General features: G+C 74.9%; 25 protein-coding genes. 15 read left to right on the forward strand and 10 right to left on the reverse strand.

Features of this window, described 5'->3' with window-relative positions:
• Positions 1-134: 134 nt before the first annotated feature.
• The 6 genes from PT931_RS27490 (at position 135) to PT931_RS27515 (ending at position 8,033) form a co-directional block, all read left to right on the forward strand.
• A complete protein-coding gene (locus PT931_RS27490) occupies positions 135-563 on the forward strand; it encodes a hypothetical protein (RefSeq protein WP_456248602.1) in 429 nt (142 codons plus the stop codon).
• Between the two features lie 85 nt (positions 564-648).
• On the forward strand, positions 649-1,224 hold the full coding sequence (locus tag PT931_RS27495) for a hypothetical protein (RefSeq protein WP_456248603.1): 576 nt from the start codon (positions 649-651) through the stop codon (positions 1,222-1,224).
• Positions 1,225-1,299: 75 nt separating this feature from the next.
• Positions 1,300-2,544 carry a DNA polymerase III subunit beta gene (locus PT931_RS27500; RefSeq protein WP_456248604.1) on the forward strand — a complete coding sequence of 415 codons (1,245 nt, stop codon included), beginning with the start codon at positions 1,300-1,302 and terminating at the stop codon, positions 2,542-2,544.
• Between the two features lie 131 nt (positions 2,545-2,675).
• Complete coding sequence (locus PT931_RS27505; protein ID WP_456248605.1) at positions 2,676-5,633, forward strand: tetratricopeptide repeat protein; 2,958 nt, start codon at positions 2,676-2,678, stop codon at positions 5,631-5,633.
• Positions 5,634-5,642: 9 nt separating this feature from the next.
• Positions 5,643-7,076 carry a dolichyl-phosphate-mannose--protein mannosyltransferase gene (locus PT931_RS27510; protein ID WP_456248606.1) on the forward strand — a complete coding sequence of 478 codons (1,434 nt, stop codon included), beginning with the start codon at positions 5,643-5,645 and terminating at the stop codon, positions 7,074-7,076.
• Positions 7,077-7,193: 117 nt separating this feature from the next.
• Entirely contained in the window at positions 7,194-8,033 is an 840-nt protein-coding gene (locus PT931_RS27515; RefSeq protein ID WP_456248607.1) for an NAD(P)H-binding protein, read from the forward strand.
• 86 nt (positions 8,034-8,119) lie between these two features.
• Here PT931_RS27515 and PT931_RS27520 read toward each other — a convergent pair whose 3' ends face one another.
• Together PT931_RS27520 and PT931_RS27525 are read right to left on the reverse strand one after the other, a co-directional pair.
• Positions 8,120-9,106 carry a hypothetical protein gene (locus tag PT931_RS27520; RefSeq protein WP_456248608.1) on the reverse strand — a complete coding sequence of 329 codons (987 nt, stop codon included), beginning with the start codon at positions 9,104-9,106 and terminating at the stop codon, positions 8,120-8,122.
• A 155-nt stretch (positions 9,107-9,261) separates the two neighbouring features.
• Positions 9,262-10,155, reverse strand: a complete 894-nt coding sequence (locus PT931_RS27525) for a hypothetical protein (protein ID WP_456248609.1) — start codon at positions 10,153-10,155, stop codon at positions 9,262-9,264.
• Positions 10,156-10,219: 64 nt separating this feature from the next.
• Between PT931_RS27525 and PT931_RS27530 the strand changes: the two genes are divergently transcribed.
• From PT931_RS27530 to PT931_RS27540, 3 genes are all read left to right on the forward strand, one after another.
• On the forward strand, positions 10,220-10,435 hold the full coding sequence (locus PT931_RS27530; RefSeq protein WP_456248610.1) for a hypothetical protein: 216 nt from the start codon (positions 10,220-10,222) through the stop codon (positions 10,433-10,435).
• Between the two features lie 72 nt (positions 10,436-10,507).
• Complete coding sequence (locus PT931_RS27535; RefSeq protein WP_456248611.1) at positions 10,508-11,017, forward strand: GNAT family N-acetyltransferase; 510 nt, start codon at positions 10,508-10,510, stop codon at positions 11,015-11,017.
• Positions 11,018-11,122: 105 nt separating this feature from the next.
• Complete coding sequence (locus tag PT931_RS27540; RefSeq protein ID WP_456248612.1) at positions 11,123-11,521, forward strand: nuclear transport factor 2 family protein; 399 nt, start codon at positions 11,123-11,125, stop codon at positions 11,519-11,521.
• A 107-nt stretch (positions 11,522-11,628) separates the two neighbouring features.
• On the opposite strand, the gene PT931_RS27545 is transcribed toward PT931_RS27540, so the two are convergent.
• Positions 11,629-12,789, reverse strand: a complete 1,161-nt coding sequence (locus tag PT931_RS27545; RefSeq protein ID WP_456248613.1) for a trans-sulfuration enzyme family protein — start codon at positions 12,787-12,789, stop codon at positions 11,629-11,631.
• A 110-nt stretch (positions 12,790-12,899) separates the two neighbouring features.
• On the opposite strand from PT931_RS27545, the gene PT931_RS27550 reads away from it, so the two are divergent.
• Positions 12,900-13,370, forward strand: coding sequence for an Lrp/AsnC family transcriptional regulator (locus PT931_RS27550; RefSeq protein WP_456248614.1), 471 nt, complete (start codon positions 12,900-12,902; stop codon positions 13,368-13,370).
• Positions 13,371-13,390: 20 nt separating this feature from the next.
• Here PT931_RS27550 and PT931_RS27555 read toward each other — a convergent pair whose 3' ends face one another.
• The 7 genes from PT931_RS27555 to PT931_RS27585 all read right to left on the reverse strand — a co-directional run bounded on the left by PT931_RS27555 (position 13,391) and on the right by PT931_RS27585 (position 21,669).
• Complete coding sequence (locus PT931_RS27555; RefSeq protein WP_456248615.1) at positions 13,391-13,789, reverse strand: ACT domain-containing protein; 399 nt, start codon at positions 13,787-13,789, stop codon at positions 13,391-13,393.
• Between the two features lie 120 nt (positions 13,790-13,909).
• Entirely contained in the window at positions 13,910-15,208 is a 1,299-nt protein-coding gene (locus PT931_RS27560) for a glycosyltransferase (protein ID WP_456248616.1), read from the reverse strand.
• Between the two features lie 171 nt (positions 15,209-15,379).
• On the reverse strand, positions 15,380-17,605 hold the full coding sequence (locus tag PT931_RS27565; RefSeq protein WP_456248617.1) for an ArnT family glycosyltransferase: 2,226 nt from the start codon (positions 17,603-17,605) through the stop codon (positions 15,380-15,382).
• A gap of 22 nt (positions 17,606-17,627) precedes the next feature.
• Complete coding sequence (locus PT931_RS27570; protein ID WP_456248642.1) at positions 17,628-19,076, reverse strand: sensor histidine kinase; 1,449 nt, start codon at positions 19,074-19,076, stop codon at positions 17,628-17,630.
• Positions 19,077-19,182: 106 nt separating this feature from the next.
• The gene (locus tag PT931_RS27575; RefSeq protein ID WP_456248618.1) at positions 19,183-19,902 is read right to left on the reverse strand and encodes a response regulator transcription factor; all 720 of its coding nucleotides are present in this window, start codon (positions 19,900-19,902) and stop codon (positions 19,183-19,185) included.
• A 108-nt stretch (positions 19,903-20,010) separates the two neighbouring features.
• Positions 20,011-20,727: an AAA family ATPase gene (locus PT931_RS27580; RefSeq protein ID WP_456248619.1), complete on the reverse strand. Its 717-nt coding sequence runs from the start codon at positions 20,725-20,727 to the stop codon at positions 20,011-20,013.
• A gap of 48 nt (positions 20,728-20,775) precedes the next feature.
• Entirely contained in the window at positions 20,776-21,669 is an 894-nt protein-coding gene (locus PT931_RS27585; protein WP_456248620.1) for a GNAT family N-acetyltransferase, read from the reverse strand.
• Positions 21,670-21,947: 278 nt separating this feature from the next.
• Between PT931_RS27585 and PT931_RS27590 the strand changes: the two genes are divergently transcribed.
• From PT931_RS27590 to PT931_RS27610, 5 genes are all read left to right on the forward strand, one after another.
• On the forward strand, positions 21,948-22,895 hold the full coding sequence (locus PT931_RS27590; RefSeq protein ID WP_456248621.1) for a cytochrome P450: 948 nt from the start codon (positions 21,948-21,950) through the stop codon (positions 22,893-22,895).
• A complete protein-coding gene (locus PT931_RS27595) occupies positions 22,892-23,674 on the forward strand; it encodes an isocitrate lyase/PEP mutase family protein (RefSeq protein ID WP_456248622.1) in 783 nt (260 codons plus the stop codon). The genes PT931_RS27590 and PT931_RS27595 overlap by 4 nt, the downstream gene beginning before the upstream one ends.
• A gap of 216 nt (positions 23,675-23,890) precedes the next feature.
• On the forward strand, positions 23,891-24,736 hold the full coding sequence (locus tag PT931_RS27600; protein WP_456248623.1) for a DUF1996 domain-containing protein: 846 nt from the start codon (positions 23,891-23,893) through the stop codon (positions 24,734-24,736).
• Between the two features lie 57 nt (positions 24,737-24,793).
• On the forward strand, positions 24,794-25,336 hold the full coding sequence (locus PT931_RS27605; RefSeq protein WP_456248624.1) for a sigma-70 family RNA polymerase sigma factor: 543 nt from the start codon (positions 24,794-24,796) through the stop codon (positions 25,334-25,336).
• On the forward strand, positions 25,333-26,031 hold the full coding sequence (locus PT931_RS27610; protein WP_456248625.1) for an anti-sigma factor family protein: 699 nt from the start codon (positions 25,333-25,335) through the stop codon (positions 26,029-26,031). The genes PT931_RS27605 and PT931_RS27610 overlap by 4 nt, the downstream gene beginning before the upstream one ends.
• The last annotated feature ends 88 nt before the right edge of the window (positions 26,032-26,119 follow it).

Genomic DNA, 26,119 nt, shown 5'->3' on the forward strand with positions numbered 1-26,119 from the left:
CAAAACTGTCGCAAACTATGGCCACTGTGGACTGATCGACCGCATCGTTCGTCGGGTGCCGCGGTCCTCGGCCGTGGAAATGTCGGTGGCCGCTGTTACGGTCCGCGGGCTGACGTGCCGAGAGGGGACAGGCCATGGGGGCCTCGATGTGGAACTACTACGTGCCGTTTCAGGCGGATGTCCCGGCTGCGCTGGAGGCTCTGCGACACCGGGTCTTCGCGGAGCACGACTACTACTGGTGGCCTGACACCCGTCCCGACAGCATCGCCGAGCTGTGGGCGCACGAGCACTTCGAGGCGGCCGGCACGCACTCGATTCTCGACATCGAGGAGATCGGGGCCGCCGGTGCGCGCGACGAACGCGGGCGCCTCCTCCCGCTGTCCGCCGAGGAGGCCGCGCCCGTCTTCGGCACCGGGGAGCTGACCCGGGCCGCCTTCGACGAGGTCTTCGAGCGCGACGCCGTGATAGACGTCGAATTCCCCCGCTGGAGCGGAAGGTACGCGGTGCTGTACCGCGACGGCCACCCCCACGAACTCGTCTTCTGGGGCTACTCGGGCGACTGAGCTCGTCCTTCGCGCACCCGGTGTGTGCCGTCGACCAGCTGCGAATGTCGTGGCGGCGCCGGTCCGGCGGACGTACAGTGCCCGGATGGTGGCCTTCGACGACAGTGCCCGGGGTATGCATCCGGAGGACTTCACGCTGCTACATTACGGCCATCTCCACCTGTTTCGTAACACCTGGGCGCTCAGTCGCCTCACGACAGACCTCGCCGAGCTGGGGTACGAGATCGCCGAGGTCGACGCGGCGGTGTGCGCTGACGCCGACGACCTCCGCGAAGCGGTCATCGCCGCGATCGCGGACTGGCCGACAGGCTACGGGCGGGAAACGTGGCCGGGCTTCAACGACGGGCTCATGGACCACCTGCTCACCGCAGAACGACCGTATCTCGTACTCGTCCTGAAGGGCCTTGACCAGGCACGAGCCAGAGACGCAGCCGCGGTGGCGGGCCTGCTGGACCGCCTCGCCTCGATCGCTCGCTGGCATCTGCTCTTCGGCCGGCGACTGATCTGCCTGATCCACACCGACGACATGGACCTCGAGATCCACGGATTCGGCGGCGAACACGTCAGATGGAGCCGGCACGAGTTCCTGATCCGGTACCGCGCCGGCCGCCTGCCACCCTGGATCACGGCAGCTGCGGAAGCGGGCCCGGCCGTTCAGTGATGTACGGTCCACGACCGGCGTGATGCCGTCCCGGCACGGCCGGTCGTGTCGTACCCCCGGCCTAGGGTGGCGGCCGTGAAGCTGACGATCGAACGTGCCGACCTGCTCGACGCCGTGGCCTGGGCGGCCGGTGGGCTCGCGGCCCGGCCCGTGCTGCCCGTCCTCGCCGGCCTGGTGCTGCGCGCCGGCGACGGGCTCACCGTCTCCGCGTTCGACTACGAGGTCTCGACCGCCGCCACCGCGCCGGCGACCGTCGCCGAGCCGGGGGAGCTGTTGGTGTCCGGGCGGCTGCTCGCCCAGATCGTCAAGAGCCTGCCGGCCGGGCCCGTGGTGCTGACCGCCGAGGGGGCCGGGCTCGTGGTGGGCTGCGCCGTGGCCACGTTCACGCTGGCCGCGCTGCCGATCGAGGACTACCCGGCGCCGCCGGTCCCGCCGCCCGTGGCCGGCACGGTCGATCCGGTGCTGTTCGCGGAGGCCGTCACCCAGGTGGTGCTCGCGGCGAGCCGGGACGACACGGTGCCGGCGTTCACGGGCGCGCGGCTGCGGCTCGACGGGGAGACGCTGACGCTGTCGTGCATCGACCGGTACCGGATGGCGGTCCGGCACCTGCCCTGGGCGCCCGTCCGGCCCGGACTGGAGGCCACGGCCCTGGTGCCGGCCCGGACCCTGGCGGCGGTCGTCCGGCAGCTGACCCCGGGGACGCCGTTGACCCTGCGACTGGTCACGGAAGGCGGCCGGCCGGGGGCGGACGGCTCGCCGGGTGCTGCCGGGGCCGGGCGGTCGGGTGCGGACGGCGGAGGGCAGCCTGGTTCGGAGAGCGACAGCCGGTCGGGTGCGGACCGCCGGCCGGGCTCGGACGGTGACGGGTTGCTCGGGCTGGAGAGCGGGGCCCGGCACACCGTGGCCCGGCTGCTCGACAACCCGCTCGCCGACTACGTGGCCCAGTTCCCGGCCAGCGGCGCGATCCACGCCCGGGTCGCGACCGGCGCGCTGCTCGACGCGTTGAAGCGGGTCGCCCTGGTCGCGGCCCCGCAGACGCCCGTGCACCTGGCCCTGAGCCCCGGGCTGCTGCGGCTGGCGGCCCGGACCGGCAGCGAGGCGCGGGCCACGGCGAGCGTGCCGGCCGAGTACGACGGGGAGGAGCTGAGCATCGGGTTCAACCCGCGGTTCCTGCTCGACGGGCTGGCGGTGCTGTCCGGGGAGACGGTGCGGATGACGTTCAGCGGGCCGGGGAAGCCGGCGACCCTGACCGACGGCACGGACTTCCGGTACCTCCTCGCGGCGGTCCGGCTCCCCGCCGGTTACACGGAGGTCGGGTGAGGCTGGTCCGACGGCGCGTCAGCCGGCGCGCGCCACCCGGCCGAGGGGCGGCGGGGTTGCCTGGTGTGAGCGGGTTCCCGGTCGTGACAGTGGCCGTGGGGGCCCGGGGCGGGGCTTGTTAGGGTCCGGCGGTGAGACTGGGATTGCTGGGTCCGGTGGAGTACTGGCACGACGACCGGCCGCTCCCCCTCGGGCCCCCGATGCAACGCGCCGTGCTGGCCGTCCTCGCCCTCGACGCCGGCCGCCCGGTGTCCGTGGACCGGCTGGTCGACGGCCTGTGGGGCGAGGACTCCCCGGCCCGGCCGCAGGGCATGATCCAGACGTACGTGTCCCGGCTGCGCGCCCTGCTGCGCCCCGTGGGGACGACGATCACCCGCCGGGGCGCCGGGTACGCGCTCGACCTGCCGCCCGACCAGGTGGACCTGCACGTGTTCCGCCAGCGCGCCGCCGAGGCCCGCGCGGCCGGGGACCGGGCCGGCCTGCGCGCGGCGCTGGACCTGTGGCGGGGCGAGCCCCTCGCGGACCTGCCCGGCAGCGACCTGGTCGACCGGGTCCGGGCCGGGCTGACCGAGGAGCGGCTGACCGCGCTGGAGACCTGTCTCGACCGGGAACTCGATGCCGGCCTGCACCGCGAGGTCCTGGCCGAACTCTCCACCCTGACCGGGGCGTACCCGCTCCGGGAGGAGCCGCTGCGCCTGCTGATGCTGGCCCTGTACCGGGGCGGGCGGCAGGCCGAGGCCCTCGAACGGTACGACGAGGGGCGGCGGCTGCTGGCCGACGAGCTGGGGCTGGAGCCCTCGCCGGAGCTGGCCGCGCTCCAGGGCCGGATCCTGCGCGGCGACCCGACCCTGACGTCCACGCCGCCCGCGCCGGTCGTCGTCGCGGCCCGGCCGGTGCCCCGGCTGCTGCCGTACGACGTGCCGGACTTCACCGGGCGCGGCGCCGAGGTGGCCCGGCTGGCCGCGCTCGCCGCCCGGGCGGCCACCACCGTGGTGATCTCCGCGCTCGACGGGATGGGCGGGGTCGGCAAGACCGCGACGGCCGTGCACGTCGCGCACAGCCTGGCGGGCCAGTTCCCGGACGGGCAGCTGTTCGTGGACCTGCACGGGTTCACCTCCGGCCGCGCGCCGCTGGAGCCCCGGGCCGCGCTCGGCTCGCTGCTGCGCGCCCTCGGGATACCCGACGGGGCCATCCCGCACGAGCTGGACGAACGCGCGGCCCTGTGGCGGGGCGAGCTGGCCGACCGGCGGGTGCTCGTCGTGCTGGACAACGCGGCGAACGCGGCGCAGGTCCGGCCGCTGATCCCCGGTACCCGCGGCTCGTTGGTCCTGATCACCAGCCGGCGCCGGCTCGCCACCGTCAGCGGCGCGGTCCCGGTGTCCCTCGACGTGCTGTCGGACGCGGACGCGCGGGCGCTGTTCACGGGCATCGTGGGGGACCGGGCGCTGGCCGAGCCCGACGCGACCGGGGAGGTGCTGGAACTGTGCGGGCACCTGCCGCTCGCGCTGCGGATCGCCGCCGCCCGGCTCGCGCACCGCGACCGGTGGACGGTCGCCCAGCTGGCCGACCGGCTGCGCGCCGAACGGTGCCGGCTCGCCGAGCTGGCCGTCGACGACCAGGACGTCAGCGCCGCCTTCCGGCTGTCCTACGCCGACCTGGCCCCGGCGGAGCAGACCCTGTTCCGGCTGCTCGGGGCACACCCGGGACCCGACGTCGACGTGTACGCCGCCGCCGCGCTCGCCGGGGTCCCGTACCGGGCGGCCGAGGACCTGCTCGACGGGCTGGTCGACGCGCACCTGCTGACCCAGGGCGCGGCGGGCCGGTACACCCTGCACGACCTGTTGCGGTTCTTCGCCGCCGACCTGGCCGGCCCCGCCGAGCGGCACGACGCCCTGACCCGGCTGTTCGACCACTTCCGCTACACGGCGTCGCGGGCCATGGACCGCTACGACACCCAGGACGCGCACCTGCGGCCCGCCGTGGCGCCGAGCGGGTCCCCGACGCCGGACCTGGTCGACGGGGCCGCCGCCATGGCCTGGCTGGACGCCGAGCGGGTCAACCTGCTGTCCGCCGCCGACCACGCCGCGCACCACGGCTGGCTGGAGCACACCGTGGACCTGTCGCTGATCCTGACCCGGTACCTCGACACCGGCTCGCACAACCGGGAGGCCGAGGCCCTGCACCGCCTGGCGCTGCGGGGTACGGACCCGGCCAAGCGCGGCCGGTCGCTCAGCTTCCTGGGGGTCACCTGCTGGCGGCAGGGCCGGTACGGCGAGGCCCACGAGCACTTCCGGGCGGCCGTGGCGCTCGCCCGGGACGCCGGGGACCGGGCGACGGAGGGCAACATCCTGAACAACCTGGGCGTGGTCCTCGTGCGCCTGGGCCGGTACGGGGAGGCCGTCGACCACCACGAGCGGGCCGCCGTCATCGCCCGGGAGACCGGGGACCTGATCGCCGAGGCCCGGGCCCTGAGCAACCTCGCGATCGTGCACAAGCGCCTGGGCCGGTACCCGTCGGCGCTGCGGGAACAGGCGGCGGCGCTGGACATCTTCCGCCGGGCCGGCAGCCGGACCGCCGAGGGCATCACCCTGCAGAACATGGCCACCCTGTACCGGATCCTCAAGCGCTACGCCGAGTCCCTGGAGCACTACGCGCAGGCACTGGTGATCGCCGAGGAGTACGGCGACCGGGGCAGCCAGGCCAACGCGCACGACGGCATCGGCATGGTGCACCAGGAACAGGGCCGCCACGACCTCGCCCGGGACAGCTACGTCCGGGGCCTGGAGCTGGCCCGCGAGACCGGCGAACGGTACTTCGAGACGAACATCCTCAACGCGCTCGGCGAGAACCTGACCGCCACCGGCGAGCCCCGCCAGGCCCTGCTCCGGCACGGCGAGGCCCTCGTCGTGGCCTCCGAGCTGGGCGAACGCGCCGAGCAGGGCCGCGCGCACCAGGGCTCCGGGCACGCCCACCGCGCCCTCGGCGACACCGGGGAGGCCCGCCGGCACCTGAGGGCGGCGCTGGAGATCTTCACGGACCTCGGAGTACCGGAGGCGCAGGCGGTGCGGGACACGCTCCGGGATCTCTAGGATCACCGCATGGCCACCACCGCTCCGGACATCGTCCGCCGCCGATTGTCCCCGCTCCTCGCGCCGGATCCGGTGTCCTGGGTGTGGACGGCGGCCGTGGCCCTGGTGGCCGCCGTGCTCCGGGTGCTCGGCCTCGCCACGCCCCGGGGCCAGCAGTTCGACGAGCAGCACTACGTCAAGCACGCGCAGACGATGCTCGACCGGGGCATCGAGTGGAACACCGAGAACGACTACCCCGACTTCGTGGTGCACCCGCCGCTGGGCAAATGGTGCATCGCGGCAGGGGAGGCGCTGTTCGGGCGCAACGAGTTCGGCTGGCGGTTCGCCGGGGTGGTCGCCGGGGTCGCCGCCGTCGTGGTGATCACCCGGCTGGCCCGGCGGATGTTCGGCTCCACGGTGCTCGGCTGCGCGGCCGGGCTGCTGATGGCCCTCGACGGCTTCCAGTTCGTGCTGTCCCGGTTCGCGCTGCTCGACATCTTCCTGCTCGCGTTCCTGGTCGGGTCGTTCGCCTGCCTCGTCGCCGACCGCGACCACCGCCGGGCCCGGCTGCTCGTGGCGCTGGAGACCGACGCCCGGCCCCGGTTCCACTGGTGGTGGCGGCTCGGCAGCGCGGCGCTGCTCGGCTGCGCGCTGGGCGTGAAGTGGAGCGCGGTGTTCCACGCGGTCGCGTTCGTGGTCCTGATCGTCGTCTGGGAGTACCGGGGCCGGTGGTCCGCGACCCTGCCCCGCCCCCGGATCCTGGGCCTGCTCGGCGGCGTGTCCGCCTACGTCGGCGCGACGGTCACCGTCTACCTGGCCACCTGGGCCGGCTGGTTCGCCAGCGACAACGCGTGGGACCGGCACTGGCTGCGCGACCAGGGCCGGGGGGAGTGGCCGGTGCTCGGGGCGCTGTACAACCTGTACCGGTACCACGTCGACTCGCTGACCTTCCACACCGGACTCGACAGCGGGCACCCGTACCAGTCCTGGCCGATGCAGTGGCTGCTGCTCAGCCGGCCGGTGCTGTTCGCCAGCGGGTCGGCGTCCGGCTGCGGGGCCGACCAGTGCTCCTCGGTGGTGCTGCTGCTCGGTACCCCGATCCTGTGGTGGTCCTTCCTGCCCGCCCTGGCGGCGCTCACCTGGCTGGCGATCAGCCGCCGGGACTGGCGCGCCTGGACGATCCTCGTCGGCGCGCTGGTCGGGATCGTGCCGTGGTTCGCCTTCACCACCCGCACCATGTACTACTTCTACGCCGCCCCCAGCGAGCCGTTCCTCATCCTGGCCGTCGTGTTCGTCCTCGGCGCCGTCGCCCGGCGGTGGCGGTCGGTGGGGGCGGCCGCCGTCGGCGCGTACCTGGGCCTGGTCGCCGTCTGCTTCGCGTACTTCTATCCCGTCCTGACCGGGACGCCGATCAGCAACGCCGCGTGGTGGGCCCGGATGTGGCTGGGCAGCCACTGGGTGTGACGGCCTGTCCGGTCCTTTCGGGAATGTGCCGGGCCTTGATCACCGGCCGGCCACGGTCGTGGCACAGCTTGCCCCGAGGGCCTCGAACGCCTGGTCGGGAGCCGTAGCCTTCGGCGCATGTTGCTGGTCACCGGAGCTAACGGTCAACTGGGCCGACGGGTCGTCGCCCACCTCCTCACGCGGATCCCCGCCGCCGAACTCGCCGTCAGCGTGCGCGAACCCGCCGACGCCGCCGACCTGGCGGCCCTCGGGGTCTCGGTGCGCCGGGGCGACTTCGACGAGCCCGACACCCTGCCGGCCGCGTTCGCCGGGGCGCACCGGATGCTGCTGATCTCGTCCGGCGCGAACCCGCACGCGCTGCGGTTCGCCCACCACGAGGCCGCCACGGCGGGGGCGGTCGCCGCAGGTGTGGGCAGCCTGGTCTATACGAGTCTGAGCACCGCCAGCCCGGCGAGCATCGGGGAGGTGCACCGCAGGACCGAGGCCATGATCATCGCGTCGGGGCTGCGGCACACGTTCCTGCGGCACCCGCTCTACACGGACAACTTCCTCAACGGGGTCCTCGACGAGCCCGGCCTCGTCACCGCCACCGGGGACGGCCGGGTCGCCAGCGCGCTCCGCGACGACCTCGCCGAGGCGGCGGCCGTCGTGCTCACCGACGAGAACCACGACCGCGACGGGTACGACCTCACCGGCCCCACCGCCTGGACCCAGGCCGAGCTGGCCGCCGAACTGGCCGCGGTCACCGGCCGGGAGTTCGCGCACGAGGCGGTCGCGCCGGAGGAGTACGCCCGGCTGTTGCGCGCCGAGGAGGTCCCCGAGGGGCTGGTGGGCGTGCTGCTGGACATCCACGCGACGATCGCCGGCGGCGGGTTCGCGGAGGTGACCGGGGATCTGGAGAAGCTGCTCGGGCGGGCGCCGCGGACGATGGCGGAGGCGGTGCGGGCACTGGCCTGATCAGGGGTCACCGGCCGGCACGGGGCACGGAGATGGACCGGGGGTTCGGTCACGGTGCCGGCCGGAGTCCCGGTGTGCCGGTCGGGTCACGGCCCCGGCCGGTACCAGAGGAGCGGCAGTTCCCGGACCTCGGCCCGTTCCGGGAACCGGGCCAGCACGGTGTCGGTGGCCGACACGAGGACCAGTTCGTTGTGCGCCGGGCCGGCGATCCGCAGCAGCATGCCCCCGTCGGGCTGGAAGAACGCGTTCAGCAGCCGGCCGGGCACGGGCAACGCGACCACGCCACCGGTCCGGGTGTCGAGGACCGCGTTGCTCCACAGGTCCCGCAGGTCCCCGCGGCCGGCCCGCGGGTCGTCGACGGTGACCGCGACCCGGCCGGCGTCCCGGGAGACGCCCTGGACGTCGGAGACCTTGTGGACGGTCGCCCGGGGCTCGGACCCCGGCGGGTGCACCTGGACCTGCGGCACCGGCCGCGACAGCTGGGTATCCAGGTCCACCAACGACATGCCGTCGAGTTCGGGTCCGACGCGGGCCAGGGTCCGGCCGTCACCGGACCAGTGGTACTGGCAGCCGCCCCGGAACGTCCGCGGGACCACGGTGCCGTCGCCGAGGGTGAGGACCGCGAGCTTGTCCGCCACCCCCGTCGACCCGCCCGTCGCCGGATCGAGCTGCCGCAACGTGATCAGCAGCCGGGTCGAGTCCGGCGACCAGGCGGGCTGCGAGCAGATCGGGAACACGCCACCGCGCACCGTGGTCCGGGTCCCGCTCTCCAGGTCAGCCAGCAGCAGCCGGTCCTCCTCGACCCAGGCCGCGCGGGTCCCGTCCGGCGACACGGTGAGCGACCAGCCTGCGTGCATGCCGGCCGCCGACGGCCGGTCGACGGTCAGGAGCTGACGCGGGACGTCCCCGCGCACCGACCACAGCACCGCGGGCCGGTCGGCGCGGGTCGCGGCCTGGTCGAAGTAGAACAGCGTCCCGAGAACGGGTGCGACCGCGACCGGGGTGGGCCGGGGCGTGGGCGGGCCGGCGCAGCCCGCGAGCAGCACCGCCAGGACCAGCACACGGATCCGCATCGCAGCCCCCTGTCCACAGGGGTCACACACTACGGCGGCGTGGCGGATCCGGCTGCCCCGCGACACGGGCCCACCGGCCGGCACGCGGCCCGTCCGTCGGCACCGGGTCTCCGCGCCCGTCCGTCGGCGCCGGCCCGCTGTGCCGTGACGGGGCGCTAGCCGTCCAGCCCGTCGAGGTACTCCGCCACCCGCCGCACCGTCTCCTCCTCGGGGATGAGGGGGCAGGTGGTGCAGTACTCGCCGGTCCACCGGGGCGTCTGGTACGTCAGGCAGCAGGTGCCGCGCCGCTTCCAGGTGACCCGGCCGCACCCGGCGGTCACGTCGATCCAGCTCACGGAGAGGCGCAGGACGGGCGGGGCGACGGCGAGGACGGCGTCGACCTCGGAGCGCAGGTCGGCAGGGTCGGGGCCGAGGTCCGGGGCGCCCGGTGCTCCCGGCGCCGTGCCGCGGGCCCGCCGGGCCGCCTCCGCCCGGGACGCCACGAGCGCCGCCCCCGCGAACCGGTCGGCGGCCTCCATCCACAGTGCCCTGCGGCTGCGCCGGGTCAGGGCCGAGATCCCCTCGACGACGGGCGTGAGCAGGTCCGCGTAGGACGCCCCGAGTCGCGCGTGCAGCTCCGGGAGCGTGCCGACCGCCTCGGTGCCCGGGTGCCCGAACGCCGGATCGCCGGGCAGGACGAGCAGGGTGCCGGTACCCGTCAGAGCGTCGAAGCCCTCGCCGTCGGACCGGAGCGCCACGCTGTCGGGGGCCAGGAGCAGGCCGCGCCGGTCGGCGAAGAGCAGGCCCGCGTACCCGGCGGCCAGGATCGAGAAGAACTCGCTGGCCAGCATGATGGCGGCGGCGGTGCGCGCGGGGCGGGTCCGGCAGCCGCCGCACGCGGTCCGGGCCCGGTCGAGCAGCTCGGCCAGGGACTCCGGGGTGAGCAGCGTGCCGAGCGGGACCAGGTCGGGGGCGTCGGGCGGCAGGGTCCGGTAGAAGCCGCTGAGGGCCCAGGCGCGGGTGAGCGCGTCGGCCACGTCGAGCCGGGGCGCACCCATCACGACGGTCACGGCCACCTCCTTAAGGTGAGGCTACCCTAATGATCCCCGTCGGCGGGAGAGTGTGAACGGCCACGTGACCCGTTTCTGTGGCCCGGCCCGCCCTCAGGCCCGGGCCGGGCGGGCGCGCGGGGGCGCACGCGGCATCGGGCCCGTGCCGGACGAGGGCGGCGGGGGTCGTGCGCCCCAGGCCCGTGCCGGCGCCGACCCGTGGGCGTTCAGCCGCGCGGCGACGGCCGTGACCGGCGTGCGGGTCCGGTGCGCCGTGGCCGGGGCGTGCCTGGACTGGTAGGAAAGTGTTCCAATCCGGCACCGTGCCTGTTCGGGCCACGTCCGTAGCCCCGGATTCCGCCGGGAAACGGTTGTGCGACCGGGGACGGTCGGGCCACAGTGGGACGTGATCACCGTCCGCAGGTTCCGCCCGGCCGACGCGCCGACCGTCTGGGCGTTGAACAACGTGCACAATCTCGGGGCGACGGCCGACGACTCCGTCCCCCTGGCGCTGCCGCCCGAGAGCGCCCCGCCGGCCGCGTTCCCCGACCTCGGCGACATCGCCGGCTCCTTCCTGGAGTTCCTCGTGGTCGAGACCGACGGCCACCTCGTCGGGATGGGCGGCCTCAAACCCAGGAGCGACACCCACGCGGAGGTACTGCGGGTCCGCGTCCACCCGGCCGTCCGCCGCCGCGGGGTCGGCCGGGCGCTGCTGGCCGCGCTGGAGGACCGCGCCGCCGAACTGGGCTTCCGGGGGATGTTCCTCGACACGACGACCAACCAGCCCGAGGTCGTCGCGTTCTACCGGGGCCTGGGCTACACCGAGGCCGGCCGTTCGACGTTCCCGCACTGGACCCTCGTCTACTTCACGAAGGAACTCTGACCGGAAGCTGCCCCGCGTCCGCGGGCTGGGGCGGATCCGGGACCCCGGGGCGGCCCGGCTGGGAGAATGGAGCCGGCGTCGCGTACCCGGATCGGGGAGGTTGTCGTGGGTGAGCGGGAGAACCGGCGGATCCTGGAACGGCTGTTCGGCGGCGACGGGATCATGGCCCTGTCCGCCGAGGACGAGTACGCGGTCCGCGCCGAGGACTACGTGATGGACATGCCGCAGTCCGGCGAGCGGATCGTGGGCCGGGACGCGATGCGGGAGATGCAGGAGGCGTACCCGGCCCCGCCGAGCATCCGGGTCCGCCGGATCGTCGGCGACGGGGACCTCTTCGTCATGGAGGCGGTCAGCGACTACGGCGGCGACATCTACCACGTGTCGAACATCGTGGAGTTCCGCGACGGCCGGATCGTCCGCGAGACCCGCTACTACGCGGCCCCGTTCCCGGCCCCGGACTGGCGGTCGCGCTGGACCACCCGGATGGACGCGCCCGGCACCTGACCGGCCAGGGTGCCGGAGGTGTTCTCCCGTGCCGGGCCGGCGGGCGGCGGGCCCGGCACGGGAGTGGTCGAAGCCCCGGACGTCGGGGGCGGAGCGAGCCTGCGGGGTTACAGGACCGTGTCGAGGGCCGTGGCCAGGTCGGCGATGACGTCGGCCGGGTCCTCCAGCCCCACGGACACCCGCAGCAGCGACGGATGCGGCCGGGCGTCGGCGGCCACCGGCCGGTGGGTGAGCGCCGCCGGGTGCTGGATCAGGGTGTCCACCCCGCCCAGGGACACGGCGTGCGTGATCATCGAGCAGGCGGAGGCGACCCGGACGGCGGCGTCGTAGCCGCCCTGGACGGAGAACGCGAGAACCCCGCCCGGGCCGGACATCTGGCGGCCGACGAGGGCCTGCGGGTCGCGGAGGCCCGGGTAGTACACCTCGGAGACCGCGCGGTGCGCCGTCAGCGCGTCGGCGAGCTTGATCGCGGCGTCCTGCTGGGCGCGGACCCGGATCGGCAGCGTCTGGAGCCCCCGGTGCAGGAGGTACCCGGCGAGGGGGTGCAGCAGCCCGCCGGTCAGCGCGCGCACCGACCGCAGCCGGGCCGCCCACTCGGCGGAGCAGGCCACCACGCCGCCGATCACGTCGCCGTGCCCGCCGAGGTACTTGGTCGCCGAGTGCAGCACCAGCGTCGCCCCGTGCAGGACGGGCCGCTGGAGCATCGGGGTCGCGAACGTGTTGTCGACCAGCACCGGGACGTCCCCGGCGGCCTCGACGACCCGGGCGATGTCGATCAGGTCGAGGGTCGGGTTCCCGGGGGTCTCCAGGATCACCAGGCCGGTGTCGGGGCCGATCGCGCCGGCCACCTCGTGCGGGAGCGCCCAGGTCACCGTGGTGCCGAGCATGCCGAGGGCGAGGACGTGGTCGGTGCCGCCGTACAGGGGGCGGACGGCGACGATGTTGCGCTTCCCCTCGGCGGCGGTGGCCAGCAGGCACGCGGTGAGCCCGGCCATCCCGGAGCCGAACGCGACCGCCTCGGCGGTGCCCTCCATGCCGGCGAGGGCGTCCTCGAACCGGGCGACGGTCGGGTTCCACAGCCGCTGGTAGACCAGGCTGCCGCCGTCGACGGGCCGGCCGCCGGTCGCGAGGGCCTCGTACGAGTCGCCGCCGAGTTCGACGTCCGGCAGCGGGTACGTGGTGCTCAGGTCGATCGGCGGCACGTGCACGCCGAGGGCGGCGAGGTCCGCGCGGCCGCCGTGCACGGCCAGGGTGTCGAGGCTGGTCATACCCCGAAGAATGAAGAATCCAAGGAAGAAGCGCAATCCGTTGGTACTTAATTCTGAGGGTTGCGTGTCTTCGCTTGTGATCTGCGGAATCGGGGGTGCATGATGGGGCCATGCCGAAGGATCTTCGCCTCGACGACACCGACCGGAAGATCGTCACCCTGCTCGCCCAGGACGGCAGGATGTCCAACGCCGCCCTCGCCGAGGCGTGCGGGATCGCCCAGTCCACCTGCCTGACCCGGCTGCGCGCGCTCCGCGACTCGGGGGTGATCCGGGGCTTCCACGCCGAGGTCGACCTGGCCGCCCTGGGCTACGCGCTCCAGGCCCTCGTGTCCGTCCGGCTCGCCGGGCACGGCCGCGACCAGGTGGACCGGTTCCGGGCGCTGGCCACGGAGCTGCCGGGCGTGCTCGCGGTCTACCACGTGACCGGGCAGACCGACTACCTGCTGCACGTCGCGGTGCCGGACGCCGACGCGCTGCGCGACTTCGTGCTCGACCACCTGGTGACCCGGTCGTCGATCGCGCACGCCGAGACGAGCCTGATCTTCGAACACATCCGGGGCGTGGGGATCACGGCCGGCTGACCGGCGCGTGGGCGGCGGCTCTACAGGGTGCCGGCCGCCAGCGCCCGCAGCGTGTCCATGGAACGTTGTGCCTGGTCGTAGGGCACGAACAGGTGGTCGTGGTAGTAGCCGGCGACCACGTTGCACGGGATGCTCTCGGCGGCCAGGGCCGTGGCGACGGCGGCGGTCAGCCCGATCGCGTCCAGCGCCGAGTGCACGGTGAGCGTGATCCACGCGGTGACGAGGTCGTACTCCAGGTGGTGGGTGTCGGCCTCCGCCCGGGTCAGCACGAGGGTCGTGCCGTCGTCCTCGGTGACCGTGACGACCGGGTGCACGTCGGCGGGCGCCTTGCCGGGCACGCTGACGAACACGTAGCGGCCCGGGTGCAGCTCCGGCTCCAGCTCGCTGAGCAGGCGGGACAGGTCGCGTTCTCCGATCATCCGGTCAGAATAGGACCGGCCCCGCCGCAGGGCGAAGAAGATCGCGGGGCCGTGTGCGATCGGTCACGGACGACGGGCCGGACGGGCCGGCCGCGAATCGGAGTCCCGGTCGGAAAACAGTCACCGCGGGCGGGCCGGTGCCGCCGCGACGCCCGGCCCGGCCGGCGCCACCACCGTGCCCTGCCCGGCGGGTGCCGCGGCGACGCCAGGCTCCACCGGTCCCGCCGGGCCGCCCGGCCCGGGCGGTCCCGCCGCGCGGAACACCCACCCGCGCAGCAGCACGAACCGCACGACCGTGGCCGTGAGGTTCGCGGCGACCAGGACACCCAGCTCGACCGCCCGCGGCGGCGTCCCGGTGGCGGCGTGCAGCCCGGCCAGCGCGCCGCCGGTCAGCGCCAGGCACACCAGGAACACCGCGAACCCCTGCGCCTGGTGCCGCGCCGCGTTCCGCAGCCCCGAGATCCCGAACGTCAGCCGCCGGTTCGCGGCCGTGTTCGCCACGGCGGTCACGCCCAGGGCCACCAGGTTCGCGGCCTGCGCGCCGAGCCCGACCCGCAGCAGCGCGTACAGCGCCAGGTACGCGCACGTGCTGGCCACGCCGACGGCCGCGAACCGGACCAGCTGCCGGGTCAGCCCCACCGGCAACGCGGGCCCGAGCGGCGCCCTGCCCAGCCGGGCCCGCAGCTCCCCGAGCGGCAGCGCGCCCCGGTGCCGGACCATCCGCACGATGCCCGCCAGGTCGGCCCGCGCGGTGGCCACGACGTCCACCCGGCTGTCGGGATCGTCGACCCAGTCGACCGGTACCTCGTGGATCCGCAGGTCGGAGCGTTCCGCCAGCACCAGCAGTTCCGTGTCGAAGAACCAGCCGGTGTCCTCGACCAGCGGCAGCAGCTCCCGGGCCGCGTCGCGCCGGATGGCCTTGAACCCGCACTGCGCGTCGGAGAACCCGGCCGCGAGGGTCCCGCGCAACAGCAGGTTGTACGCCCGCGACAGGAACTCCCGCTTCGGCCCCCGGACCACCCGCGCGCCCCGGGACAGCCGGCTGCCGACCGCCAGGTCCGAGTGCCCCGACAGCAGCGGCGCGACCAGCGGCGGCAGGGCGGCCAGGTCGGTGGACAGGTCGACGTCCATGTAGACGAGCACCGGGGCCTCGGCCGCGAGCCAGACCTGCTTGAGCGCCCGGCCCCGCCCCTTGGCCTCGATCCGGACGTAGTGGACGCCCAGCTCGGCGCGGAGGGCGGCGGCCACGTCCGGGGTGCGGTCGGTGCTCGCGTTGTCGGCGACCGTGATCCGGCACGGGTAGGGGAACGTGGCCGCCAGGAAGGCGTGCAGGCGGCGGACGCACGGGCCGAGGTCGTCCTCCTCGTTGTACACCGGGATCACGACGTCGAGAACGGCGGCAGCGGTGAGCATCGTCATCCGTCGACGGTCCCGTCCGCGACTGTGCCGGGATTGTGCCGACCCTGTGCGGGACCTGTGAAACCCCTTCTCCGGGTACTCCCTGGGCCGCTGGTCGTGCTCCGGGCGCGCGGAGGGGAGGTGCCGGGGCCCGGGCGGGCGCTGGCACCTCCCCTGGAGGGTGGGGCGTCGTCAGTGGACGGCGGTCAGGTCGTACACCTGGGTGCCGTCCACTGTGGTCGGGGTGAACGTCGCCGCGACCCAGGCCGCGATCTCCCGGGACGCGCTGCTGCCGCCCATCGAACCGCCCATGCCGCCGCCCGCGCCCGCGCCGAGGAAGTAGTGGATCCGGCCGGCGGCGACGTACGCCTGGAACCGCGCCAGGGTCGGGGCCGGGTCGCTGCCGTTGAAGCCGCCGACCGCCATCACGGGCCGCCGCGTCGCCAGCTGGTACGACGCGGCGTTGTTGGCCCCCACGGCGGCGGCCGTCCAGGTGTACCGGTCCGCGTCCGCTTCGAGGAGCCTCACCAGGGCAGCGCCCGGCTCGCGCGCGCCGAGCAGGCCGCCCGTGCCGCCCCGCCCGTCGGGTCCGGCCGCGCCCGCTCCACCGGGAACGCCGTCACTCGGGCCGGCGCCCCCGGTGCCCCCGGGTTGCCCGGTGCCGCGCCGACCCGAGCCAGGCTGACCCGTGCCTCCCGTGCCGTCTCCGGGGACGCCGCCCGGTAGGCCCGGGCCGCCGGGACCGTCGCCGGTGTCGCGCGTGCCCGGCCCACCGGTTCCGCCCGGACCACCGCCGGGAAGACCACCCGGTCCGCCCCGGCCCCCGGCCACCGCCGGCCCGGCCGTCACGATCGCGCCGGTGTGCGGGGTCGCGACGGTGTCGAGCGCGTACGCGGCCGGCCCGGCGAGGACCGCGACCAGCCCCGCGACAGCCGCGGGCAGCACGAGCCGGGCCCCGATCCGCGCGCCCCGGCCCCGCGCGAGTCGTTCAGCCATCGAATCATTCCGATCCTGAAGGGTCGCGCCGTCGCGGACGACATACCCGTCTGGTGCTTGTGGTGGTGGGACGGTCCCGGTGTCCGGGATGGGCAGGACGCGGATGTCGCTGTCTGGGTCGGGGGCCGGTGCGGTGCGGGGGCGGAGCGGGCCGGCGGTCAGGGCGGCGGAGGCGGCCAGGGCCAGGGCGGAGACGACGCCCAGGGCCAGGACGGCCGGCCGGAGCCAGGGCAGGAACGTGGCGCTGCGGCCCAGCAGGACGGACGCCCACCAGGCCGTGCCCGCCACGCCCACGGCGGCCACCGCCAGCGCCCACCACGAGGACCTGCGCGCCCAGAGCACCGCCGCGCCCATCCCGACCAGCGCGCCGACGGCCGGCGCGAGAGCCACCGTGTAGTACTGGTGGAAGATGCCCTGCATGGCGCTGAACACGGCGCCGGTCACCAGCAGCCAGCCGCCCCAGACGACGAAGCCGGCGCGCGCCGGGCGGTCCCGCCAGGTCACCGCGAGCCCGACCACGAGGAACAGCAGGGCCAACGGGAGCAGCCACGCGATCTGGCCGCCGATGTCGGTGCCGAACATCCGGTCCCAGCCGGTACCGCCCCAGCCGCGCCCCGCCCCGCCGCCCACGCTCCCGGTCTCCTCCCCGGTGAGCCGCCCGAGCCCGTTGTAGCCGAGGGTGAGCTCCAGGACGCTGTTGTTCTGCGACCCGCCGATGTACGGGCGCGACGACGCCGGCCACAGTTCCACCGCGAGCACCCACCAGCCGGCGGACACCACGACGGCCGCCCCGGCGAGCAGCAGCTGGCCGAGTCGCCGCCGGACCCGGCCCGGGGCGGCGAGGAGGTGGGCGAGGGCGAGGGCGGGCAGTACCAGGAGAGCCTGGAGCATCTTGGTGAGGAAGCCGAAGCCGACGAACGCGCCGGCCGCCACGAGCCACCAGGTGGAGCCGCGTTCGACGGCGCGGACGGTCGCGTAGGCGGCGAGGACCATGAGGAGTACCAGGAGCGCGTCGGGGTTGTTGAAGCGGAACATCAGCGCCGCGACCGGGGTGAGCGCCAGCACGGCCCCGGCGACGAGCCCGGCCACCTCGCCCGACACCCTGCGGACAGTGGCGTACAGGGCGGCGACCGTGCCGACGCCGACCAGGGCCTGGGGGACCAGGATGCTCCACGCGCTGAGCCCGAACAGGCGCACCGACAGCCCCATCAGCCACAGCGAGGCCGGCGGCTTGTCCACGGTGATCGCGTTGGCCGCGTCCAGCGAGCCGAAGAACCACGCCTTCCAGGACTGGGAGCCGGCCTGGGCGGCGGCGGAGTAGAACGAGTTGGCCCAGCCGGAGGCGCCGAGGCCCCACAGGTACAGCGCGGCGGTGCCGAGCAGCAGGACGACCAGCGGCCACCGGGTGCGGAGGAGTCTCATCCCGCCACCCTGGCGGGGGCGGCTATGCCGGGCTTGTGGCCGGACTGTGCGCCGGCTGTGAAGGGAGCCGGACGGTGAACGCGGTCCGGCCCGGGGCGCTGGTCACCTCGACCGTGCCCTGGTGCGCGGCGACGACGGCGGCCACGATGGCCAGCCCCAGTCCGGTGCTGCCGGCCGCCCGGGACCGGGAACTGTCGCCGCGCGCGAACCGCTCGAACACCTCCAGCCCCTCGGGGATGCCGGGCCCGTCGTCGACGACGGTGAGCGTGATCCAGTCGACCGTGGCGGGAGGTGTCGATGCCCGGTCCAGGGCGAGGGTCGTGGTCACCCGGGTGCCCGGCGGGGTGTGGGTGCGCGCGTTGGACAGCAGGTTCGCGAGGACCTGGTGCAGGCGCGCGCCGTCCCCGGTGACCACGATGGACTCCGGCGGCAGGTCCAGGGCCCACACGTGCGCGGGGGCGGCGATCCGCGCGTCGTTGACGGCGTCGACCACGAGCCGGGACAGGTCGACCTGCCCGGTGGCGAGGTCGCGGCCGGCGTCGAGGCGGGCCAGCAGGAGCAGGTCGTCGACGAGGGTGGTCATCCGGGCGCTCTCGGACTCGACCCGGCTCAGCGCGTACGCGATGTCCTCGGGGACCTGGTCGCGGCCCCGGCGGGTCAGTTCGGCGTACCCGCGGATGGCGGCGAGGGGGGTGCGCAGTTCGTGGCTGGCGTCGGCGACGAAGTGCCGGACCCGGGTCTCGCTGGCATGCCGGGCGGCCAGGGCGGTGCCGACGTGGTCGAGCATCCGGTTCAGGGCGGCGCCGACCTGGCCGACCTCGGTCCGCGGGTCGGTGTCGGCGTCCGGCACCCGTTCGGACAGGGCGACCTCGCCCCGGTCGAGGGGCAGCTCGGCGACCCGGCCGGCGGTGGCGGCGACCCGGCGGAGGGGGCGCAGGGCGAGCCGGATGATGCCGGTACCGGCGAGCGCGGCGGCCACCAGCACCGCCACGGCCACGGCGCTCTCGAACGCGACGAGCCACCACACGGTCGCGTCGACGGCGGACAGCGGCAGCCCGGTGACCACGGTCCCGCCGGTGCGGACGGGCTCGGCGATCAGCCGGTAGCCGCCGAGTTCGCGCAGGTCGCCGTCGTGCGGCCGGTCGTCGGCGGCGACGCCCGCGAAGGGGGCCCGCTGGTCGGCGGGGATGGCCCGGACCGTCCCGTCGGCCTCTAGCACGCCGGCGACCGTGACCTGGCCGTCGACCACCCGGGCGCCGACGGTGCCGATCTGCTGCCCGGGGCCGAGGAGGAACTCCAGCCCGGCGGGCGCCGGCCGGGACGGGTCCTGCGGCGGGGGCCGGCCGGCCTGGGAGGCGGAGCGGTGTCCGGCGGCGGCGAGCTGCTGGTCGACCTGGGCGACGAGGAACCGGCGCAGGGCGAGCGTGGTGGTCGCCCCGACGACGAGGCAGGCGACGGCGAGCAGCACCATCAGGCCGGCGAGCAGCCGGGCCCGTAACGACCAGGCCCGGGGCGGGGCCGGCGGCGGCGCGGACCCGGGCGGGGCCAGCGGCGCACGGACCCGCCGCCGCCAGGTCCTAGTCGGCCGGCTTGAGGACATACCCCGCCCCGCGCATCGTGTGGATCATCGGCGGCCGCCCGGCGTCGACCTTCTTCCGCAGGTACGAGATGTACAGCTCGACCACGTTGGCCTGGCCGCCGAAGTCGTAGTTCCACACCCGGTCGAGGATCTGGGACTTCGACAGCACCCGGCGCGGGTTGCGCATCAGATACCGGAGCAGCTCGAACTCGGTCGCGGTCAGCACGATCTCCTCGCCCGCCCGGCGGACCTCCCGGCAGTCCTCGTCCAGGGTCAGGTCGCCGACGGTGAGCAGGGCCTCGGAGCGCGCCGTGTGCAGGAGCGCCCGGCGGAGCAGGGCCCGGACCCGGGCCACGACCTCCTCGAGGCTGAACGGCTTGGTCACGTAGTCGTCGCCCCCGGCGGTCAGGCCCGCGACCCGGTCCTCGACGGCGTCGCGCGCTGTCAGGAAAAGTACAGGAATATCTGGTTTGTCGTTCCGGAGCCGGCGGAGCACCTCCAGGCCGTCGAGGTCCGGCAGCATGATGTCGAGGACCACCGCGTCGGGGCGGAATTCCCGGGCCAGCCGGACGGCCGTCGCGCCGTCGGGGGCCGAGCGGACCTGCCAGCCCTCGTAGCGCAGCGCCAGGGTGAGCAGGTCGGCGAGGGTCGGTTCGTCGTCGACGACCAGGACCCGGGGCGGTTCGCCGTCGGGCCGGCGCGGGTCGGCTGCGGTCATACGGGCATTGTGCCCACACCCGCTGTGCCCCCGCTGTGGGAAACCTGTGAACGGGCTGTGCCGCGCGCCGGGCCGGCCGGGCCGTCGAACCGCCGGGGCCGAAGACCGCTAGACCAGGCCTTTCAGGTACGCGTCCGGGCGCGCCATGAACCGCGACCAGTGGTCCACCAGCTCCAGGTCCCGCCACGCCCGGGGCCGGATCCCGTGCCTGCCCACCTCCAGGACGGTCGCCCCGGGGTACGCCGCCACCAGGGGCGAGTGCGTCGCGCAGATCACCTGCGCCCCCTCCTCGACCAGCAGCGAGAACTGGGCCAGCAGCCGCAGGCACGAACTGAACGACAGCCCGTCCTCCGGCTCGTCCAGCAGGTAGAGCCCCACGTCGGTGAACCGCCCGTCGAGGACCTGCAGCACGCTCTCGCCGTGCGAGACGACCTCGGGGGTCGCGTACCCCATCTTCACGAACTGTTCGTAGGCGGTCTCGGCGCGCAGGAAGAAGCCCTTCGCGCGCCGGCCGAGCATCCGGCTGCCCGCCTTGGTGCGCGCGAGGCGCATCCGCTGGCCGAGGACGCCGGGCAGGTCGTCCTGCGCGTACTTGCGGCCGGCGTGCCCGGTGCGCCCGTCCAGCCCGTACGCCTCCGCGATGCCCTCCAGGACCGTCGACTTGCCGGACCCGTTCTCCCCGACCAGGAACGTGACCGGCTGGTCGAACGCCAGGCCCTCACGGAAGATCTGGGCCACCGCCGGGACGGTCATCGGCCACTGCCGGGCGACGAGCGGGGGCTCGGCGTCCGGGAAGTCGGGAATCGACACGCCCTCGATGATCACCGGACCATCGTTCCAGGTGGGTGGCCGTGCGGGGGCGTGAGAAACCCCTCAGCGCGCGGGCCGGTACAGGTCGTGCAGGTCGCGTTGGTGGACGAAACCCGCCGACAGGTACAGCGCCACGGCCGCGCGGTTGTCGCCCGGGGTCGCCACCGCCACCGCCGACGCGCCGCGCTCCGCGAGGGCCGCGCAGGCCGCGTGGACCGCCGCCCGGCCGTACCCCTTGCCCTGGTGGTCGGGGTGCGCGCCGACCGGTTCGAGGATCGCGCACCGGCCGGCGCCGGCGAACCAGCCCGTCGCGGCGGCCGCGGCCTCCCCGTCCGGGGTCCGGACCAGCACGTCGACGGCGAACGGACCGGCCACGGAGTCCTTCATCTGCCGCCAGCGCTCGACGGTGAAGGTGGAACCCTTGAATGCCGCCCGCTGCACGGCCACCCGGTCGTCGGCGTCGGCCTCGGTCACCGGTCGCGCGTTGTCCGGCCGGGGCGGGGCGGGGGACAGCGGGTGCACGAGCAGCGGCCACGGGGCGTCGCGTTCGTCCAGCCAGCCCCGGGAGACCAGGGCCGCGCGCAGGGCGGTGCCGTCGGCGGCGTCGCACCAGGCCTCGGCGTCGCCGAGCAGCAGGCCGATGTCGTCGGCGAGCGCGTCGACCAGCTCGGAGTCGGCGGCCGCCGGCCGGGCCGGGGCCGAGTCCGGGCGCAGGGCGAGCCGCAGCACCGGGCCGTCGAGGAAACCGGCCGCCACCGGCGCCCGCACCCCGTCGGTGACCGCCGTCCACAGCAGCAGCCGCCCGGCGCACTCCTCCGCGTCGAACCGGAGGAACCAGCCCACGTCGCCCAGGTGCAGCCCGTGGGCGAGGGTCCCGGCCGGGGTCCACTCGGCGAGCGCGTCGAGGAGGTCGGCGGCGTCGGCCCGGGCCACCACGGTACGGAGGAGAGTCGTCACAGCCGGACTGTACGAGAGCCGACCCCCGGCCGTCGCCCGGATTTCACGAAACATAGATGTACCTGAAAGTCACGGGCTCGAAAGCGTGCCGGGTACTCCGCGCGGGGGCCGCTGTGCCGGTACCCGGAGCAGGGTCTTGGTTCAGGGGAGTTCGATGTCGAGGTGGGTGCGGAAGGCGGTGGCGCCCGCCGTAGGTCCTCGATCAGGGCGGCGACCTCGGGGCCGGCCAGCCGCACGTACCGGTGCCGCCGAAGCGTTCCGGCCCTACGGTGGGGGACATGACCACGTTCCACCGGTACGCCGACGTCACCGCCGCCCTCGCCGACCCGCGCCTCGTCCCGGTACCCGTCGGGCCCGGCCGCCCCGGCACCATGGCCTGGCTCCGCGCGACCGTGGCCCGGTTCAGTTCCGGCGACGTGCACGCCCGCCGCAGGGCACTCGTGGAGTCCGACCTGTCCGCGCTGGACCCGGCGGCGCTCCGCACCGCCGCCGCCACGGCCCCCGGCGACCCCCGGCACGCGGTCCTGCGCACCCTGGCCGCCGCCCTGGGCCTCGCCGAACCGGACGCGATCGCCGAGGCGGTGGTGGTCGCGGCGGGCACCTACTTCGGCGGCGAGGACCCGGCGGCGGACGCGGCCGTGGCCTGGCTCCTGCCCCGGATGTCCCCGCCCGGGTCGGGGACGCCCACCGGGACCGGGGGTGCGGGTGGGCCCGGGGGCGCCGGCGGCCAGGACGCGAACCACCCGGCCGGAGAAGGCGACCTCCCCGGTGACCCGGCCCCGACCGGAGGCACGGCCGACGCCGACGCGCTGGAGATCGCTGCCAACCGGATCGGCCTGCTCATCCAGGCGTGCGACGCCACCGCTGGCCTGATCGCCAACGCCCGCCGCGCCGCCGCCCCGGGCACCGCGGTCGACGACCTGTTCCGCGAGACCCTGCGGCACGACCCGCCCGTCCCCGTGATGCGCCGGGTCGCGGCGGCTGACACGGAGGTCGGCGGTATCCCGATCCAGGCCGGTACCCCGGTCACCCTCGACATCGCGGCGGCCAACCGCGACCCGGACCTGTTCACCGACCCCGGCACCTTCGACCCCGCCCGCCGGGGCCCAGACCCCCTCACCTTCGGCCACGCTCCCCGGGTCTGCCCCGCCCGCGCCCACGCGTTGGCCCTGGCTGCCGGGGTCCTGGAGCGCACGCGCACACCTTCCGAGAGGACCCCGTCATGACGCGTTTCGCCGACCTGCACCGCACCGGTACCCCGCTGCTGCTGCCCAACGCCTGGGACCACGCCTCGGCCGCCGCCCTGGCCGGGCTCGGGTTCGCCGCCATCGCCACCACCAGCCTCGGGGTGGCCGCCGCCGCCGGACTGCCCGATGGCACGGCCGCCACCCGGGAGCAGACCCTGGCGCTGGCGCGCGGGCTCGGCGGCGGACCGTACCTGCTCTCCGTGGACGCCGAGGGCGGGTTCAGCGACGACCCGGCGGAGGTGGCCGAGCTGGCCCGCGCGCTCTTCGACGCCGGGGCGGTCGGGATCAACCTGGAGGACGGCCGCGCCGACGGCGGACTCGCGCCCACCCGGACGCACGCCGCGAAGATCGCCGCCGTGAAGGCCGCCGCGCCGGACCTGTTCGTCAACGCGCGCACCGACACGTACTGGCTGGGGGTGGGGGCGGGCGGGGGCGGCCGGGACGCGGAGACCCGGGCCCGGCTGGACGCGTACCGGGAGGCCGGCGCCGACGGGGTGTTCGTTCCCGGCCTGTCCGCGCCGGACGACATCGCGGCGGTGGTCGCGGGGCTGGACGTACCCCTCAATGTGTTGTTCTCCCCGACCGGCCCGACCGTCGCGCAGCTCGGTGACCTGGGCGTGTCCCGGGTGAGCCTCGGATCGCTGCTGTTCCGGGTGGCGTTGGGCGCGGCGCTGGACGCGGCGGTGGCGGTCCGGGCGGGCGAACCGGTCCCGGGGCCGGTCCGCGGCTACGCGGAGATCCAGAGCCTGAGCTCCTGAGCCGCCGGACCGCCACCAGCCAGGTGGCCCCGGAACCGGGCCGCGCCCTAAGCTCGGGGCGTGAGCGTTGAGTTGCGGCCCCTGCCCCGCACCGACTTCCCGGCCACTGATCCGTTGGTTGCGCGCCGACCACGTCCGCGCGTGGTGGCCGATGGTCGCCCGGGCCACGGCATGGTGAGCCTGCCCGTCCACGGCGTGCGGAGCCCGGTGCGTGGCGTGCGGAGACTGGCCCTGGTCGCGGTGCTGGTCCTCGCCGGCTGCGGCGGTCCGTACCAGGTGGATCTCGCCGACGTGCCACCCGCCCCGCCCGCGCCGCCCACCCTGCCCGGGGCCTCGACCGGCACGTTCACCTGGGACTGCGGCCGCAACGCCGAGGGGCACCGCAACGCCGACAACATGATCGCCAGCCCGGGGGAACGCGGCGCGGCGCACCACGTGCACGACTACGTCGGCAACCTGTCCACGGACGCGACCTCGACCGACGCCTCCCTGGCCGGCGCGGCCACCACCTGCGGCAACGGCGACCTGTCGACCTACTACTGGCCGGTGCTGCGGACCGGCGAGCCGCACCATGGCCCGATTCGGTCCCCGACGTCGGTGCGGCTCGTCTACCACGGCAACCCGACGTCCCCGGTGCTGCCGCTGCCCCGGTTCACCCGGGCGAGCACCGGCGACGCGAAGGGAGGCCCCCTGGTCCGGGCGTCGTGGACGTGCGAGGGCCGGACGGACCGGCTGACCACGAAGTACCCCAATTGTGCGAAAGAAACTATTCGGGTGTACGACTTCCCCAGCTGCTGGGACGGCCGCCGCACCGACAGCCCCAACCACCGCGACCACCTCGTGTTCCCCGCCGCGAACGGCGCGTGCCCGCCGAGCACCTTCGCGGTGCCCCGGCTCCGGCTGACGGTCAGCTACGACCTGCGCGGCGCGGAGTACTCGATCGACACGTTTCCCCAGCTCAAGGGCGATCCGCGCACCGACCACGCCGACCTGGTGACCGTGATGCCCGACCCGCTGACCGCCACCGTGGTCTCCTGTCTGAACGCGGGAAGAAACTGTTGAACCGTTTCGGCCCGGCGTGCGTACCCCAGGTGAGAGCAGTAGGAAGGGGCGGGTGCGATGTGGCCGCGAAGACGGCAGCCATCCAGCGACGAGGCACTGGTCCGTTCGCTGTACGAGGAACACGGCCGGGCGTTGCTGGCGTACGCGACCCGGCTCCTCGGTGACCGGGCCGCCGCCGAGGACGTCGTCCAGGAGACCCTGATCCGGGCGTGGCGGCACGCCGGGTCGCTCTCCGAGGCGGAGGGTTCGGTGCGCAGCTGGCTGTTCACGGTGACCCGCAACCTCGTCACGGACCGGTACCGCGCGAAGGCCGCCCGCCCGACCGAGGTCGCCGAGACGCCCGCCGCCGTGCCCGTCGAACGCGACCACTCCCAGCGGGTGGTCGACTCGATGGTCGCCCTCGAAGCCCTGGGCACCCTGTCCGACGAGCACCGCAGCGTGCTGGTCGAGCTGTACTTCCAGGGCCGCACGGTCACCGAGACGGCGGAGGTGCTGGGCATACCCTCCGGTACCGTGAAATCCCGCTCCCACTACGCGCTGCGCACCCTGCGGGACTGGCTGGACACCACGCCGGTCGCGCTGAAAGGAGTCGGGGGATGACCCACGACAGGAGCCTGCTGGGCGCCTACGTCCTCGGCGCGCTCGACGACGGGGAACGCGCGGGCGTCGACGAACACCTGACCGGTTGCGAGGAGTGCCGGCGTGAGGTCCGGGAGCTGGAGGAGGTGAGGGACGTGCTCGGAGAGGTACCACCGGAGGCTCTGCTGTACGGCCCGCCCGACGACGACGCCGTCCTCGACCGCACCCTCGGCCAGTTGCGCGCCGAACAGGGCACCCGCGCCCGCAGCCGCCGCCTGTACGCCCTCGCGGCCGGCATCGTCGTCCTCGCCGGGGTCGCGGTCGGCGGCGTCGTGATCGGCCGGGCCACCGCCCCCGGCGCGCCGCCTGTGGCGGTCCAGCCCACGGCCACCGCCGCCGTCCAGCCCCCGGGCACCCGGCGCGGCACCACAGTGGACGCGGTGTCGAACGTGCGGCTGACCGCGAGCGTCGTACCCGTCGCGAACTGGGTCAAGGTCGTGGTCGCCGTCGCCGGCGTCCCCCAGGGCGAGAACTGCCGGATCGTCCTCGTCGGCCGCGACGGCACCCGGGAGATCGCGGGCGGCTGGATCGTGGGCGAGAAGGGCGCTTCGGGGGGTACGACCCTGGAGGGCACCGCCGCCCTCGACGTGCGCGACGTCGCCAAGGTGGAGATCGTGAACACGAGCGGCAGGACGTTCGCGTCACTGAACCTGTAGCTCCTCGCACGGAAGAGACGCCCGATCCGTCGGGCGTCTTTTTTGTTGCCGAATATGGTGAACCGTCCCCGGTGTCCGTCCGTAGTGC

It is taken from the genome of Longispora urticae, from assembly GCF_053902585.1.